General features: G+C 73.0%; 13 protein-coding genes. 8 read left to right on the top strand and 5 right to left on the bottom strand.

Annotation, left to right across the window (positions count from 1 at the left end):
• Positions 1 to 39 precede the first annotated feature (39 nt).
• Positions 40 to 939 (bottom strand): NADP-dependent oxidoreductase, encoded by a 900-nt coding sequence (locus tag ACZ407_RS06875; RefSeq protein WP_468126128.1) that lies wholly within the window; start codon positions 937 to 939, stop codon positions 40 to 42.
• Between the two features lie 126 nt (positions 940 to 1,065).
• Between ACZ407_RS06875 and ACZ407_RS06870 the strand changes: the two genes are divergently transcribed.
• Positions 1,066 to 1,482, top strand: coding sequence for a winged helix-turn-helix transcriptional regulator (locus ACZ407_RS06870; RefSeq protein ID WP_468126127.1), 417 nt, complete (start codon positions 1,066 to 1,068; stop codon positions 1,480 to 1,482).
• 32 nt (positions 1,483 to 1,514) lie between these two features.
• Complete coding sequence (locus ACZ407_RS06865; protein WP_468126126.1) at positions 1,515 to 2,264, top strand: Mut7-C RNAse domain-containing protein; 750 nt, start codon at positions 1,515 to 1,517, stop codon at positions 2,262 to 2,264.
• A gap of 81 nt (positions 2,265 to 2,345) precedes the next feature.
• On the opposite strand, the gene ACZ407_RS06860 is transcribed toward ACZ407_RS06865, so the two are convergent.
• Positions 2,346 to 2,825 (bottom strand): hypothetical protein, encoded by a 480-nt coding sequence (locus tag ACZ407_RS06860; RefSeq protein WP_468126125.1) that lies wholly within the window; start codon positions 2,823 to 2,825, stop codon positions 2,346 to 2,348.
• Positions 2,826 to 2,966: 141 nt separating this feature from the next.
• Here ACZ407_RS06860 and ACZ407_RS06855 point away from each other — a divergent pair, with 141 nt between their 5' ends.
• Positions 2,967 to 3,737: an SDR family NAD(P)-dependent oxidoreductase gene (locus ACZ407_RS06855; RefSeq protein ID WP_468126124.1), complete on the top strand. Its 771-nt coding sequence runs from the start codon at positions 2,967 to 2,969 to the stop codon at positions 3,735 to 3,737.
• Between the two features lie 66 nt (positions 3,738 to 3,803).
• Here ACZ407_RS06855 and ACZ407_RS06850 read toward each other — a convergent pair whose 3' ends face one another.
• A complete protein-coding gene (locus ACZ407_RS06850) occupies positions 3,804 to 4,448 on the bottom strand; it encodes a polysaccharide deacetylase family protein (RefSeq protein WP_468126122.1) in 645 nt (214 codons plus the stop codon).
• Positions 4,449 to 4,708: 260 nt separating this feature from the next.
• On the opposite strand from ACZ407_RS06850, the gene ACZ407_RS06845 reads away from it, so the two are divergent.
• Positions 4,709 to 5,542 carry a hypothetical protein gene (locus ACZ407_RS06845; RefSeq protein WP_468126120.1) on the top strand — a complete coding sequence of 278 codons (834 nt, stop codon included), beginning with the start codon at positions 4,709 to 4,711 and terminating at the stop codon, positions 5,540 to 5,542.
• A gap of 69 nt (positions 5,543 to 5,611) precedes the next feature.
• On the opposite strand, the gene ACZ407_RS06840 is transcribed toward ACZ407_RS06845, so the two are convergent.
• On the bottom strand, positions 5,612 to 6,805 hold the full coding sequence (locus ACZ407_RS06840) for an RtcB family protein (RefSeq protein ID WP_468126119.1): 1,194 nt from the start codon (positions 6,803 to 6,805) through the stop codon (positions 5,612 to 5,614).
• A gap of 188 nt (positions 6,806 to 6,993) precedes the next feature.
• Between ACZ407_RS06840 and ACZ407_RS06835 the strand changes: the two genes are divergently transcribed.
• The 4 genes from ACZ407_RS06835 (at position 6,994) to ACZ407_RS06820 (ending at position 12,246) form a co-directional block, all read left to right on the top strand.
• Entirely contained in the window at positions 6,994 to 7,872 is an 879-nt protein-coding gene (locus tag ACZ407_RS06835; protein WP_468126117.1) for a DUF3558 domain-containing protein, read from the top strand.
• Positions 7,873 to 7,983: 111 nt separating this feature from the next.
• A complete protein-coding gene (locus ACZ407_RS06830; protein WP_468126115.1) occupies positions 7,984 to 8,730 on the top strand; it encodes a DUF3558 family protein in 747 nt (248 codons plus the stop codon).
• Between the two features lie 103 nt (positions 8,731 to 8,833).
• Complete coding sequence (locus ACZ407_RS06825; RefSeq protein WP_468126113.1) at positions 8,834 to 10,435, top strand: DUF2637 domain-containing protein; 1,602 nt, start codon at positions 8,834 to 8,836, stop codon at positions 10,433 to 10,435.
• Between the two features lie 47 nt (positions 10,436 to 10,482).
• On the top strand, positions 10,483 to 12,246 hold the full coding sequence (locus ACZ407_RS06820; protein WP_468126112.1) for a serine/threonine-protein kinase: 1,764 nt from the start codon (positions 10,483 to 10,485) through the stop codon (positions 12,244 to 12,246).
• A 76-nt stretch (positions 12,247 to 12,322) separates the two neighbouring features.
• On the opposite strand, the gene lysS is transcribed toward ACZ407_RS06820, so the two are convergent.
• On the bottom strand, positions 12,323 to 14,053 hold the full coding sequence (gene lysS, locus ACZ407_RS06815) for a lysine--tRNA ligase (RefSeq protein ID WP_468126110.1): 1,731 nt from the start codon (positions 14,051 to 14,053) through the stop codon (positions 12,323 to 12,325).
• Positions 14,054 to 14,195: the final 142 nt, after the last annotated feature.

Here is a 14,195-nt window from a genome sequence, read left to right as displayed (position 1 = left end):
TCCGGCCCACGAGGCATCGCCACCGCCCGCAGCACCCCCTCACGGGGTGAGGACCAGGCGGCCGCGCACCCCGCCCGCCGCCTGCCGGGCGTGCGCCTGCGCCGCCTCCGCCAGCGGGTACGTGCCCGCCACCCGCAGGGTCAGCTCCCCGCGGTCCACCGCCTCCGAGAGCTCCGCCAGCCGGACCCCGTCCGGCGCGACCTCCTGGACCACCACCCGGATCCCCCGCTCCGGCTCCGGCTCGGCGTGCGGCCGCACCCCCACGTACGTACCGCCGTCCCGGACGAACCCGAAGGCCTCCGCACCCAGCACCGCCGTGTCCAGCACCGCGTCCGCCACCGGCTCCGCGGCCGAGCCGCGCGCCACGAACCGGGCCGCGCCCAGCGACCGCACGAGCTCCTCGTCGGCCTCGCCGGCCACCGCCGTCACCACCAGTCCGGCCGCCGCCGCCAGCTGCACCGCCAGCCCTCCGACCACGCCCGCCGCGCCGGTCACCACCAGCGAGTCCCCCGGACGCAGCCCCGCCAGGTCCACCGACCGGGCCGCCGTCAGCCCGCTCAGGGGCAGCACCGCCGCGTGCACGTCGTCCGAGCCGCGCGGGGCGTCCGCCACCGCCGTGGCGTCCAGGACCACGTACTCCGCGTGCGTGCCCAGCTCCTTGAACGGCCCGTAGTGCAGCCCCACCACCCGGTCCCCCACCGCGCGCCCCTCGACCTCCGGGCCGACCGCGTCCACCTCCCCGGCCACGTCCCAGCCGAAGCCGATCCCGGGGGCCGCGTCCCCGCCGAAGGCCCCGCCGCGGACCGCGCCGTCCACGGGGTTCACGCCCGCGGCCCGCACCCGGACCCGGACCTGGCCGGCCGCCGGCTCCGGCACGGCGGCCTCGACGAGTTCCAGCACCTCGGGTCCGCCGAAGGAAGCGGTGACGACTGCACGCATGGTGGGCTCCTCAACTTGCCGTTCCCCGGGACCCGTTGCCCCGGTGCGAACTAACGTAAGGAGAGGTACTGTCGATTCGTAAGTACGCACCCCAAGGTGCGTACCCGACCCGGAGGTGAGGCGCCCATGGCCACGCAGACCGCCGCCCAACGCCGCAGCGCGGCCCGCGAGGCCTACGACGAGTTCCTCCGGGACTGCCCCACCGGACAGGTCCTCGCCCGGATCGGCGACAAGTGGGTGGGACTGCTCGTACGCGCTCTCGCCGACGCCCCCGGCCCGCTCCGCTACAGCGACCTCGGCCGCGAGGTCGCCGGGGTCAGCCAGAAGATGCTCACCCAGACCCTCCGCTCCCTCGAACGCGACGGGCTCGTCACCCGCACCGTCACCCCGTCCGTACCGGTCCGCGTGGACTACGCCCTCACCCCGCTCGGCCGCAGCCTGTCCACCGTGCTCGCCGCGCTGCGCGACTGGTCCGAGACCCACTACCCGGAGATCGCGGCGGCCCGCACCGCGCACGACGCGGCGGACCCGAAAACCCGCTGACCGGCGCCCGGCCCGGGTGGCATGCTGGCCCCGTGAACGGACGACCGGAGATCCAGCTGACCCTCGCCCCCGAGCTGCGGCTCTTCGCCGCACCCGACCGGCGCGGCGAACGCATCCCCACCGTCACCGACGGCTCCTCCAGCCTGGGCCACGTGGTCGAATCCGCCGGAGTGCCGCTCACCGAGGTCGGCCGGCTGCTCGTGGACGGCCGCGAGGTCCCCGCCTCGCACGTGCCGCAGACCGGGGAATCCGTCGAGGTCCGCGGGGTCGAACGCCCCCAGCAGGTGCCCGGCGCCCCGCTCCGCTTCCTCCTCGACGTACACCTCGGCACCCTCGCCCGCCGGCTGCGCCTGCTCGGCGTGGACGCCGCGTACGAGAGCGAGGACATCGGCGACCCCGCCCTCGCCACCCGCTCCGCCGCCGAACGCCGGGTCCTGCTCTCCCGAGACCGCGGCCTGCTCCGCCGCCGCGAGCTCTGGGCCGGGGCGTACGTCTACAGCGACCGGCCCGACGAGCAACTGCGCGACGTCCTGGGCCGGTTCGCCCCGGAGCTGCGCCCCTGGACCCGCTGCACCGCCTGCAACGGACCGCTGCACCGCGCCGACAAGGACTCCGTCGGCGAGCACCTCGAAGACGGCACGCACCGCACGTACGACGTGTTCGCGCAGTGCGCCGACTGCTCCCGCGTCTACTGGCGCGGGGCCCACCACGCCCGGCTCGAACGGATCGTGAGCGAGGCCGTGGAGGAGTTCGGCAGCGGCCACCACGCGCGCAGCGCGTAGGCCCGGGCCAGCAGGCGCGGGCAGGCGAGCAAGCACGGGCAGGCGGGCAGGCGCAGTCCGCGGAAGGCGCGGACCGGCCCGTCAGAACACGTACGAGTCCCCCGTGTCCAGCGCCAGCACCGCATGCCGGTTGTTCGCCGGGTTCGCGTCCGCCGCGCCGCCGTCCCAGAAGGTGTCGATGCGGACCACCACCTCGCTCGCCTTCTCCTTCAGCGGCAGCGCCAGCGCCAGCTGCCGCCCCGAACCCCCCGCCGGCAGCTCGCCCGTCTCGCACACCAGCACCCGCTGCCCGGTCCGCGCACAGCCCTCGTCCAGCAGGGCCTCGTCCGCCAGGTCCACCGAGACCCGCAGCCGGACCGTCGCATTCGCCACCGCACCCGGCCCCAGGTTCTCCGGCACCAGCCAGATGCCCAGCTCACCGGCCGCGAGCGCCACCTTCCCGTGGTACGCCACGTCCGCACCGGCCGCACCCGCCCCGGCCGCGGCCGCCGGCCCGGCCCCCGCACCCACCAGCACCGCCGCGGCAGCCGCGGCCCTCAGCCATTTCCTGCTCTCGCACATGGCCGGACGGTAAGCACGCACATGATCAGTTCATCGGATCACCACTCGATCGAGGACGAGCCGCTCCTCCGTACGCCCGCCTATCCTGGCCGTACCGAACGCACATCCGGACCCGACCGCACACCCCGCCGAGGAGCCTCCATGAGCAGCGCCACCGGACCCGCCCGTACCGCCGTCGTCACCGGCGCGAGCAGCGGAATCGGCGCCGCCACCGCCCGGCAGCTCGCCGCCGCCGGCTACCACGTCGTCCTCACCGCCCGCCGCAAGGACCGCATCGAGGCCCTCGCCGAGGAACTCGCCGCCGCCGGCCACTCCGCCACCGCGGTCGCCCTCGACGTCACCGACCGCGCCGCCGTGGACGCCCTCGCGGACTCCCTCGACCGCTGCGACGTGCTGGTCAACAACGCCGGCGGAGCCCTCGGCGCCGACCCCGTCGCCACCGGCGACCCGGCCGACTGGCGCACCATGTACGAGGTCAACGTGCTCGGCACCCTGCACATGACCCAGGCCCTGCTCCCGGCCCTGGTCGCCAGCGGGGACGGCACCGTGGTCGTGCTCTCCTCGACCGCCGGCCACGGCACATACGAGGGCGGCGCGGGCTACGTGGCCGCCAAGAACGGCGCCCGCGTCCTGGCCGAGACCCTGCGCCTGGAGATCGTCGGCCAGCCCGTCCGCGTCATCGAGATCGCCCCCGGCATGGTCAAGACCGACGAGTTCGCCACCACCCGCTTCCGCGGCGACACCGAGAAGGCCGCCAAGGTCTACGCGGGCGTGGCCGAGCCGCTCAGCGCCGACGACGTGGCCGACACCATCACCTGGGCCGTCACCCGCCCCTCCCACGTCAACATCGACCTCCTGGTCGTCCGCCCGCGCGCCCAGGCCTCGAACACGAAGGTCCACCGCGAGCTGTAGTGCGCACACGAAGACGGCGGCCGCCCCGGAACCTGCCGGGGCGGCCGCCGTCTTCCGGCACCGGGGTCAGACCAGCCCGGCCGCCTTCAGGTGCGGCATCAGCGGGGCCGGCCTCAGCCCCGCCGCCTTCGCCGCGTCCAGGGCCCGCTTCAGGTCGGCGGCCAGCGTGGGCGTGAAGTGCAGCAGCACGATGTCCCCGGACTTCAGCTGCGGAGTCGGCGGGGTCTCGCTCCAGGTCGTGAAGTCGTACGTCCAGGTCACGAGCGCCTTCATCCCGCACGCCTTGGCCGCCAGCCGCACGTCGTCGTTCACGGCCCCGTACGGCGGCCGCAGCAGCTTCGGCGTCCGCCCGAACACGGCCGCCAGCTGCTCGCTCGCCCCGCACACCTCCGCGTCCTTCCCGGCCGCGTCGAGCGTGGTCAGGTCCGGGTGGTTGACGGTGTGGTTCTCCACGGACACCCGCCCCTCCCCGGCGAGCCCCGTGAAGTACTCCGTGTCGTACGAGGTCGCCCCCGGCAGCAGGAACAACGAGGCCGGCACCCGCTTCTCGACGAGCGTCCGCGCCACGGCCGGATCGTGGTACCACCCGTCGTCGATGGTGAGGAACACGACCTTCTCAGCGGTCGGCACGTGCGAAACGACGGCCGGCAGCCCGACCCCCGCACCGGCCGGCCCGGCCGCCCCGAACACCGAGACCACTGACACGAGCATGCCAATAACAACCCGAGATCTCCACATGCCGCACACCCTGGTCTAGACCAAGGTGTGCGGTCAATCCCCCTGCGACAAGAGGCGGTTGGCGTTCCATGCGGAAGGAAACCCTCCGTCATCCGTTCGAGCTAAGTACGTCCATACGGTCCCTCACGGCCCCACTCCCTCCCTAACGTCAGCCAAAGACGCAAAACGGCCCTCGGTTCGGGAGTGCCATCCCGAACCGAGAGCCTCACCACCGGAAGACAAGGACCTTCCTCATGGCTGAACAGGACCCTAGCGCCACCGCGCGCTTCATGGACCTCCAAGACCCCCGGTACGCCTACATGTTCGGCTTCTTGCAGGCCGACGGACATCTGGCTCAGGCAACCCGCCAACGCGGGCGCCTCACCGCCGAAATCAGCGCTCGCGACATCCACATCCTGCGCGAATTCCAGAAGCTCACGCCCTACCCGAGCTCCATCACCGAGCGCGTCCGCTCGACCAACTTCGCCACCCGGCATCACTCCGCCACCTGGACCCTGTGCGCGCTGGAGGCCAGGACCATCGTCAACGAGCTCGGCATTCCTTACGGGAAGAAGTCGCACGCCGTCCGGCCCCCGCGCGTCGAGTTCTCCCGGCGCGACTACGTCCGCGGGATCATCGATGCCGACGGCTCCGTGGGATGGACCTCGGACGGCCTGCCCTTCCTGTCGTTCACGTCCGCAAGCACGGCCATGGCTGCCTACATGTGCCACTACGGAAAGAAGATCACCGGTGTGGGGCGCACCATCAAGCGCAACAACCGAGACGGCGTCTACAACATCGTCTATTTCAAGGAACAAGCGCAGCAACTCGCCGCGCACCTCTACTACCCCGGCTGCCTCGCCCTTGAGCACAAGGGCGCGCATGCGGCCGCGATCCAGAGCTGGGTTCGCCCCGCAGAGATGAAGATCGCACCTCCTCGCCGCCGCTGGACGCCGGCGGAGGACCGTGAACTGCTGCGGCTGGGCGACCCGGCCGCAGCCGGTGCGGCCCTGGGCCGGACCGAGCAGAGCTGCACCATGCGCCTGTGGCGTCTTCGCACCGGGAAGACGCCCGCGCCGACCGACTGATCCGGCCCACGAAGACGAAGCAGGGTGCCACGCCTGGGCGTGGCACCCTGTTCTGCTTGCCGGGCCTGGTCAGCCCTTCACACAAATGACCTGCTTGATCTTGGCCACAACCTCGACCAGGTCGCGCTGCTGCTCCATCACCTGCTCGATCGGCTTGTAGGCGGCGGGAATCTCATCGAGGACCCCCGAGTCCTTGCGGCACTCGACACCCCTCGTCTGCGCTTCCAGGTCCCGCACCGTGAACGTCCGCTTCGCCTGCGCGCGGCTCATCCGGCGCCCGGCTCCATGGGATGCGGAGTTGAACGCCGCCTCGTTGCCGAGCCCCTTCACGATGTACGAGCTCGTGCCCATCGAGCCGGGGATGATCCCGAATTCACCGCGTCCGGCGCGGATCGCCCCCTTCCGCGTGACGAGCAGGTCCATCCCGTCGTACCGCTCCTCCGCCACGTAGTTGTGGTGGCAGCTGATCTCCGGCTCGAAGGTCACCTTCGCCTTCCGGAATTCCTTCCTGATGACCTCTTTGAGCAGAGCCATCATGATCGCGCGGTTGTACTTCGCATACTCCTGCGCCCAGAAGAGGTCGCTGCGGTACGCCGCCATCTGCGGAGTCTCCGCGATGAAGACGGCGAGGTCGCGGTCCACCAGGTTCTGGTTGTGCGGGAGCTTCTGCGCGACACCGATGTGGTGGTCGGCCAGCTCTTTGCCGATGTTCCGGGATCCGGAGTGCAGCATGAGCCACACCGAACCCACAGAATCTGTACAAACTTCAACCAGGTGGTTGCCCGCGCCAAGCGTTCCGCTTTGCTTCAAGGCCCGCTCCCGCCGGAACTTCACCGCGTCCGCGAGGTAGTCGAACCGCTCCCACAGCCCGTTCCACCCCGCCACCGGGAAGCCGTACAGCCGCCCCGGGTCCACCGGATCCCGGTGCATCCCCGCGCCGACGGGGATGGCCTGTTCGATCTTCGAGCGGAGGCGGGAGAGGTCGCCCGGGAGGTCGTTCGCGGTGAGGGAGGTCTTGACCGCCGACATGCCGCAGCCGATGTCCACGCCGACCGCCGCCGGGCAGACGGCGTCCTTCATCGCGATGACCGAGCCGACCGTCGCGCCCTTGCCGTAGTGCACGTCCGGCATGACGGCCAGACCCTTGATCCAGGGGAGGGTGGCGGTGTTCTGGAGCTGGCGCAGGGCGCCCTCGTCCACGCTCGCCGGATCCGTCCACATGCGGATGGGGACCCGCGCTCCCGGTACCTCTACGTACGACATGAGTTGGCCATTCCCCCGGAATCAATACAAAAGACGTGAAACGCAAAAGCCTCGCTCTTGGGGCCGAATGGGACATCGGACCGGCGTCAGCTGCGGTGCGTGCGATAGACATTGTTTCCGCCCACCGCCCGGGCGGGGCAAACGGTTTTCGGGTCGCACGGGTCGAACGGTTCGAAGGAGCGTGCAGGGTGCAGCGCAAGGCAGTCGTCCTGCCGGGCATCGCGGCGATGGTCGCCGTACTGGTCTCCGGGTGCAGCGCAGGATCCGGCTCCGACGGAACGCACACCGACAGCAAGGCCGGCAGCACGGTCTCCGCCGCGCCCCCCGGCAAGTACCGCAGCCTCCCCGAGCCCTGCCGTTCCGTCGGGGCCGAGCGGCTGAAGGAGATGCTCCCGGCCTCCCCCGCGCTCACCTCCGAGCAGGTCGAGCAGCTGTACGCGGGCAAGGCGGACCCCTCGTACGACGCGGACCGGCGGGTCGGCTGCCGCTGGAAGTCGGAGAGCGCGGACGCGACCCGGCTGCTGTACGTCGGCTACGAGCGGGTGGTGTCGTACGACTCGGCGGTCAGCGACGACGACCGCGCCCGCCAGGTGTACGAACGCCAGCTGGAGGCGGCCCACCTGCCGCCGGCCCCCTCGACGGGCGGGCCCACCCCGCCGCCGGCCGCGTCCGCCACGCCCGGGGCCCCGGCCTCCGCAGCTCCCGGCGCGACCGGGTCCCCCGCCGCCGGCAGCGGCAGTGGGGGCGGCGCCGCGGGCCCGGGCGCGGACGGCGGTTCCGCCGCCGGGTCTCCGAGCGGCTCGCCGAGCGGTTCCACCGCCCCGACCCTCGGCTCGCGCCACCTCGAAGGACCGGGCGACTCGGCCTTCCTCGACGACAGGCTGGCCGCGGCCGGACCGACGGCCAAGGCGCGGACGGTCCGTATCGTGTTCCGCACATCCAATGTGATCGTCACCGTCGAGTACACGGTGCAGCCGACCCAGCCGGGCGTGGTCCCCGATGCCGAGGAAACGCAGGCCAGGGCACAGGAGTTGGCCTCGGGCCTGAGCGAGCGCTTCGGCGACTGAGGGGTGTGCGGGGGCGGTTCGGCCGCCCCTGCGCGTGACCTCTCGCACAGCAGTGCACTGCCGGGTCGGGCTACCGTTGCACGGTCCCGCAGACGATCGACAGAAGGAACCATGCACCGTTCAGCCTCGCGCCTCACCCGCGTTCTCGCCTGCGCAGCCGTCCCGGTGATCCTCGTCGCCACCGGCTGCTCGTCCGACTCCGGCAAGGATTCCGCTTCGGGATCCGGCACCGACGGCGGCAAGCCGAAGGACTCCGCGTCCGCCCCGCAGACCCCGTCGGTGAAGCCGACGCCGACCCTGGAGAAGGCGGCGTTCGCGAAGCTGCCGGACCCGTGCAAGGTGATCGCGCAGAAGACCGTGGACAGCCTGGTCCCGGAGGCGAAGGACGAGGACGGCACGGCGGCGAAGTCGAACGACCTGGCCAGCCGGGCCACCTGCTCCTGGAACGGTCTCGACGAGGACGGCCTGAAGGGCTCCTCGTACCGGTGGCTGGCGGTCTCCCTGGCCCGCTACGACTCGCACGAGTCCCTGGGCAGCGGCAACAAGCGCGCCGAGGAGCAGTACGGCAAGCAGGTCGAGGGCGCGAAGGCCACGGCCGGCGCGAAGAACCTGAAGACGGCGGACGCGGCGGGCGTCGGCAACCAGGCGACGACGGTGACGTACAGCGTGAAGAAGGGCGTGGACTTCTTCAACCAGACGGTCGTGGCGCGCACCGAGAACGTCGTGATCACGCTGGACTACAACGGCGCTTCCTACGAGGGCGCGAAGGCTCCGGACACGGCGGAGCTGCTGGAGGACGCCGTCGCCGCGGCGAAGGAGGCGGTGGCCGCGGTGGCCGCCGCGAACAAGACGGCGTAACCGTTCCGCTTCGGACGGTGAGTTGGTCCCCGGGCGGCGCAGCTCTGGCGGGCATGTGCCAGGCTGTGCCCGCCAGAGCTTGATGAGTGGGAGGGGATCGCGGGTGGCCGCGATGCAGCTGACGCGTACGCACCGGATACTCATCGGTGTTGTGGTCGCCGGTGCGGTGATCATCGCGGGCATCGGTTTCGCCGGTTCGTACGCCGCCGTGCGTGCGCTCGCGCTGAAGAAGGGGTTCGGGGACTTCTCCCTGGTCTTCCCGATCGGCATCGACGCGGGCATCTGCGTGCTGCTCGCGCTGGACCTGCTGCTGACGTGGATCCGGATCCCGTTCCCGCTGCTGCGGCAGACCGCGTGGCTGCTGACGGCGGCGACGATCGCGTTCAACGGTGCGGCCGCGTGGCCGGATCCGCTGGGCGTGGGCATGCACGCGGTGATCCCGGTGCTGTTCGTGGTGACGGTGGAGGCGGCCCGGCATGCGGTGGGCCGGATCGCGGACATCACGGCGGACCGGCACATGGAGGGTGTCCGCATCACCCGCTGGCTGCTGTCCCCGGTCCCGACGTTCAAGCTGTGGCGGCGGATGAAGCTGTGGGAGCTGCGTTCGTACGAGCAGGCGGTCGGCATGGAGCAGGACCGGCTGATCTACCAGGCGCGGCTCCAGGCCCGTTACGGGCGGGGCTGGCGGCGGAAGGCGCCGGTGGAGGCGCTGATGCCGCTGCGGCTGGCGCGGATCGGTGTGCCGCTGTCGCAGACGGGGCCTTCGGGCCTGGCGGCGGCGGGCATCGAGCCGGCGCTGCTGCCTCCGGCTCCGGCGCAGCCGCAGGCGGTGGCCGCGGAGGCCGGGGCCGGGCAGCCGGCGCTGGAGGCGGGCGCCCGGGCGGCGGACGGGCCGGCGGGTCCGGAGGCGCAGCCCCGGGTGCCGGCGCAGGGGCAGTCCCAGGCGCAGGAGGGCGGCCCGGCGGTGCAGTCCGGCGAGCCCGGGGCGCAGCAGCTGCCGGGGCAGGAGCACGGCCCGGCGGCCGGGTTCCCGGCGCCGGAGGGCGCGCAGGGGCATCCGCAGGGCGGCCGGGCGCAGCAGGCGCAGGCAGACCGGGCGCCCGGCGCCCAGGTCCGGCCCGAGCCCGAGCCCCAGGTCCAGGTCCAGGTCGAGCCCCGGATGCAGCCCCAGGGCGGGCCGCAGCAGCAGGCGCAGCAGCCGGGCGGGCAGCACCCGGGCGGGCAGCAGCACTACGTACAGCCCCCGCTGCACGACCGGATGCCGGTGCAGCCCCAGCCGGCGCCCCAGCCGGTGGTGCCGCCGCTCGACCCGACCGAGATGCCCGGCCCGCACCCGAGCTCCTGGTTCGCCGCGCACGCCGATCCGCAGGCGGCCCGCGAGACCGGCTTCGACAACCGGCAGCCCGACCTCCCGTACGCCGCCCAGCCCGCGGCGCAGCCGCAGGAGCAGGCGGCGGAGGCGGCGGAGGCCGGCGGCGAGGGCGCGGCGGAGATGGCCGAGGAGGACTTCTTCGAGGCCGCGTACGGGGTGTTCCGTTCGTACGTGGACGAGCACAACACCTTCCCGAACGCCGAGCAGTTGGACATATACCTGGCCGACCTGCACGGCATCCACCACCCGCGCAGCGGCTCCCTGCTGCGCGCGATGCTGCCGACCCTCAAGCACCGCCACCAGGCCGAGCTGGAAGCCGAGCACATCGCGTAGGGAGGACCGGGCACATGGAGGTCTTAGGACCCGGTGATCCTTCGCACGTGGGCCCGTTCCGCGCCCTGGCCGTGCTGGGCCAGGGCGGGATGGGCCGGGTGCTGCTGGCCGCCTCGCCGGACGGCCGGCTGGTGGTGGTCAAGCAGATCCATGCGCACCTGAGTGCCGATCCGGGGTTCCGGGCGCGGTTCCGCCGTGAAGTGGCCGCCTCGCAGCGGGTGTCGGGGGCGTACGCGGCGGCCGTGATGGCGGCGGACGCGGACGCGCCGACCCCGTGGCTGGCCTCGGTGTTCGTGGCGGGCCCGGCGCTGGGCGATGCGCTGCGGCGGATGGGCGGGCTGGACGAGGGGGCGCTGCGGCGGCTGGCCGCGGGGCTGGCGACGGCCTTGACGGAGATCCACCGGGCGGGTCTGATCCACCGGGACCTCAAGCCGGACAACGTGCTGCTGGCCGAGGACGGGGTCCGGGTCATCGACTTCGGGATCGCGCGGGCGGTGCAGGGCGGGGACGGCACCGAACTGACGCAGACCGGGTGGGTGGTCGGTTCGCCGCCGTTCATGTCCCCGGAGCAGGCGGAGAGCAGGCCGCTGACCCCGGCGAGCGACGTGTTCTCCCTGGGGGCGGTCCTGGTGGCCGCGGCGGCGGGCGGGCGGAGTCCGTTCGCCGCGGAGTCCACCTTCCAGACGCTGTACAACGTGGTCCACGCGGAACCCGACCTGGGCCCGGTGCCGGCGGGGCTGCGGCCGTTGGTCGAGCGGTGCCTTGCGAAGGACCCGGCGGCGCGGCCGGCCCCGGGGGAACTGCTCGCGCTGATCGGGCCGGTGGCTCCGGTGGGCCGGCAGTGGCCGGCGGAGGTGCACCGGATGATCGCGGAACGGCGTGCGGAGGTGGACGACCTCCTGGGCGTCACGGCGTACGCCCTGCCGGAGCCGTCTCCGTCCCCCTCCCCGTCCCCGTCCGCGGACCCGCCCCGGCCCCACCTGCCCGCCGCGCCCCCGGAGCCCGTACGCGAGCCGGCGCCCGAGCCCGTGGCGGAGCCCGACCCGGAGCCCGCACCCGGGCCCGAGCCGGAGCCCGCGCCGCGAGCGGAGCCGAACCCCGTACGCGGACCCGCCCCCGAGCCCGCTCGGCAGGCCGCGTCCGGCCGGGCCCGGCGCCGCCGCCCGCGGGCCCTGGCAGTCGCGGCGCTCGCGGCCGTGGCGGCGGCGGGCGGGCTGACGGCGTTCCTGTGGTCGGCGTTCGACGGGAAGCCGGGAGGTCCGGCGGGCTCGACGCCGTCGCCCGGGCGCTCCTCCACGGCGGTGGAGTCCCCCCGCGACCCGCTGGCCGGGGTGGCCGACGCGTACCGGCCCCAGGAGCCGCTGACCTGCTTCGAGGCGGCGGACGCGATGGCGGTGCCGGCCGGGTACGCGCGTCCGGAGCAGGACCGGGCCGGGGAGTTCGGCCTGGCGGACGGCCTCGGGGGCACGTACACCCGCAACGTCTGCATCTGGCGCGGGCGCGGCAAGGACCGGGTGTGGGTCGAGTGGAGCCTGTACGCGACCGTTCCGGGCCGGAGCAGCGGCGCCCAGCGGGCCGAGCGGAAGCACGACCAGTACGCGCTCGGCGGGAGCGCCCTGCGGCTCGACTCCGTCGACGAGGCGCTGCGGGTCGCCTCGGTCGGCGGCTGCTCGACCACCGTGCGGAAGGGGAACCTGCGGGTGTTCGTCGCCGTGGACGGCGCCCCCTCCTCGGCCGGCACGTGCAAGACGGCCGACTCCGTCGCGGAGTCGGCGGTCCGCGCGATGGCGAAGCGCCCCGGCCGGTCCTGACGGCCGCCCCGGCACGGCGGAGGGCCGCCGCCCCGGACGGATCCGGGGCGGCGGCCCTCCTGTCGCTTCGGGTGCGTCAGACCGTGAGCAGCCTGCGCACGCGGTCCGCGCCGACCGCGAGCAGCAGCGTGGGCAGGCGCGGGCCGGTCTCGCGGCCGACGAGCAGCGTGTAGAGCAGGGCGAAGAAGGTGCGCTGGGCGACCTTCAGCTCGGGGGTGGGCTTGGCCTCGGGGTCGAGACCGGCCATGACCTTGGGCACCCCGTAGACGAGGGTGGTGAGGCCGTCGAGGGACCAGTGGCTGTCGAGGCCCTCCAGGAGGAGCCGCAGCGATTCGCGGCCCTGCTCGTCGAGGGAGCCGAGGAGCTCGGTGTCGGGCTCCTCGCGGACCAGGGTGCGCTGGTCGGCCGGGACCTGGGTGGTGATCCAGTTCTCGGCGCGGTCCAGGCGCGGCCGGACCTCGTCGAGGGAGGTGATCGGCTGGGCCGGGTCCAGCTCGCTGAGGATGCGGAGGGTCTGCTCGTGGTGGCCGGCGGTGATGTCGGCGACCGAGGCGAGGGTGCGGTACGGGAGCGGGCGCGGGGTGCGCGGCAGCTCGCCGGCCGCGGTGCGGGCGGCACGGGAGTGGGCGGCGGCGTCGGCGGGCAGGGCGGTGCCGTCGGCGACCTTGGCCTCCAGCTTGTCCCACTCGTCGTAGAGCCGCTGGATCTCCTGGTCGAAGGCGATCTTGAAGGACTGGTTGGGCCGGCGGCGGGCGTACAGCCAGCGCAGCAGCTGCGGCTCCATGATCTTCAGCGCGTCGGCCGGGGTGGGGACCCCGCCCTTGCTGGAGGACATCTTCGCCATGCCGCTGATGCCGACGAACGCGTACATCGGGCCGATCGGCTGGGTGCCGCCGAAGATGTGCACGATCTGGCCGCCGACCTGGAAGGAGGAGCCGGGCGAGGAGTGGTCCACGCCGGAGGGCTCGAAGATGACGCCCTCGAAGGCCCAGCGCATGGGCCAGTCGACCTTCCAGACCAGCTTGCCGCGGTTGAACTCGGTGAGCTTGACCGTCTCGGTGAACTCGTCCTCGGTGCAGACGTAGGTCATCTCGGTGGTCTCGTCGTCGTACGAGACGACCTTGGTGAAGTCCTTGTTGCACGCGCCGCAGTACGGCTTGTACGGGAAGTAGCCGGACTCGCCGGTGCCGTCGTCCTCGTTGGCGGCGCCGGAGCCCTCGGCTGCCTCCAGCTCGGCCTCGTCCACGGGCTTCTGCGTCTTCTTCGCGCCCGGCTTCTGCTTGGTGCGGTACTGGGCGAGCACGGCGTCGATGTCGCCGCGGTGCTTCATCGCGAACAGGATCTGCTCGCGGTAGACGCCGGTGGTGTACTGCTCCGTCTGGCTGATGCCGTCGAACTCGACGCCGAGTTCGGCGAGCGAGGCGACCATGGCGGCCTTGAAGTGCTCGGCCCAGTTCGGGTACTCCGAGCCGGCCGGGGCGGGCACGGAGGTCAGCGGGCGGCCGATGTGCTGCGCCCAGCTCTCGTCGACGCCGGGGACGCCGGCCGGCACCTTGCGGTAGCGGTCGTAGTCGTCCCAGGAGATGAGGTGGCGGACCTCGTACCCGCGGCGGCGGACCTCGTCGGCGACGAGGTGCGGGGTCATGACCTCGCGCAGGTTGCCGAGGTGGATGGGGCCGGAGGGGGAGAGGCCGGACGCGACGACGACAGGTTTGCCCGGCGCACGCCGCTCCGCCTCGGCGATGACCTCGTCCGCGAAACGGGAGACCCAGTCGGTCTCGGTGCTGCTCTGGGCGCTCTGAGCCACGACACGTCCTTCTACTCGAATGCTGGCTGGAACATTCTCCCAGACGGACGCGGGCGCTCCGGGGTTGCTTTTATCCCCGGGCTGCGCGATGCGCCCGCATGGGATACTCGTCGGGCCGTGCGCATACCCATGCCGCGGCCGC

This window comes from Streptomyces sp. NPDC030809 (genome assembly GCF_055572195.1).
Note: the sequence above shows the minus strand (reverse complement) of the source record. Positions and strands in the feature narration are given on the sequence as shown.

Coding starts and splice junctions, on each gene's coding strand:
- ACZ407_RS06875 (WP_468126128.1), bottom strand. CDS start 939: ATGCGTGCAGTCGTCACCGCTTCCTTCGGCGGACCCGAGGTGCTGGAA.
- ACZ407_RS06870 (WP_468126127.1), top strand. CDS start 1,066: ATGGCCACGCAGACCGCCGCCCAACGCCGCAGCGCGGCCCGCGAGGCC.
- ACZ407_RS06860 (WP_468126125.1), bottom strand. CDS start 2,825: ATGTGCGAGAGCAGGAAATGGCTGAGGGCCGCGGCTGCCGCGGCGGTG.
- ACZ407_RS06855 (WP_468126124.1), top strand. CDS start 2,967: ATGAGCAGCGCCACCGGACCCGCCCGTACCGCCGTCGTCACCGGCGCG.
- ACZ407_RS06850 (WP_468126122.1), bottom strand. CDS start 4,448: ATGCTCGTGTCAGTGGTCTCGGTGTTCGGGGCGGCCGGGCCGGCCGGT.
- ACZ407_RS06845 (WP_468126120.1), top strand. CDS start 4,709: ATGGCTGAACAGGACCCTAGCGCCACCGCGCGCTTCATGGACCTCCAA.
- ACZ407_RS06840 (WP_468126119.1), bottom strand. CDS start 6,805: ATGTCGTACGTAGAGGTACCGGGAGCGCGGGTCCCCATCCGCATGTGG.
- ACZ407_RS06830 (WP_468126115.1), top strand. CDS start 7,984: ATGCACCGTTCAGCCTCGCGCCTCACCCGCGTTCTCGCCTGCGCAGCC.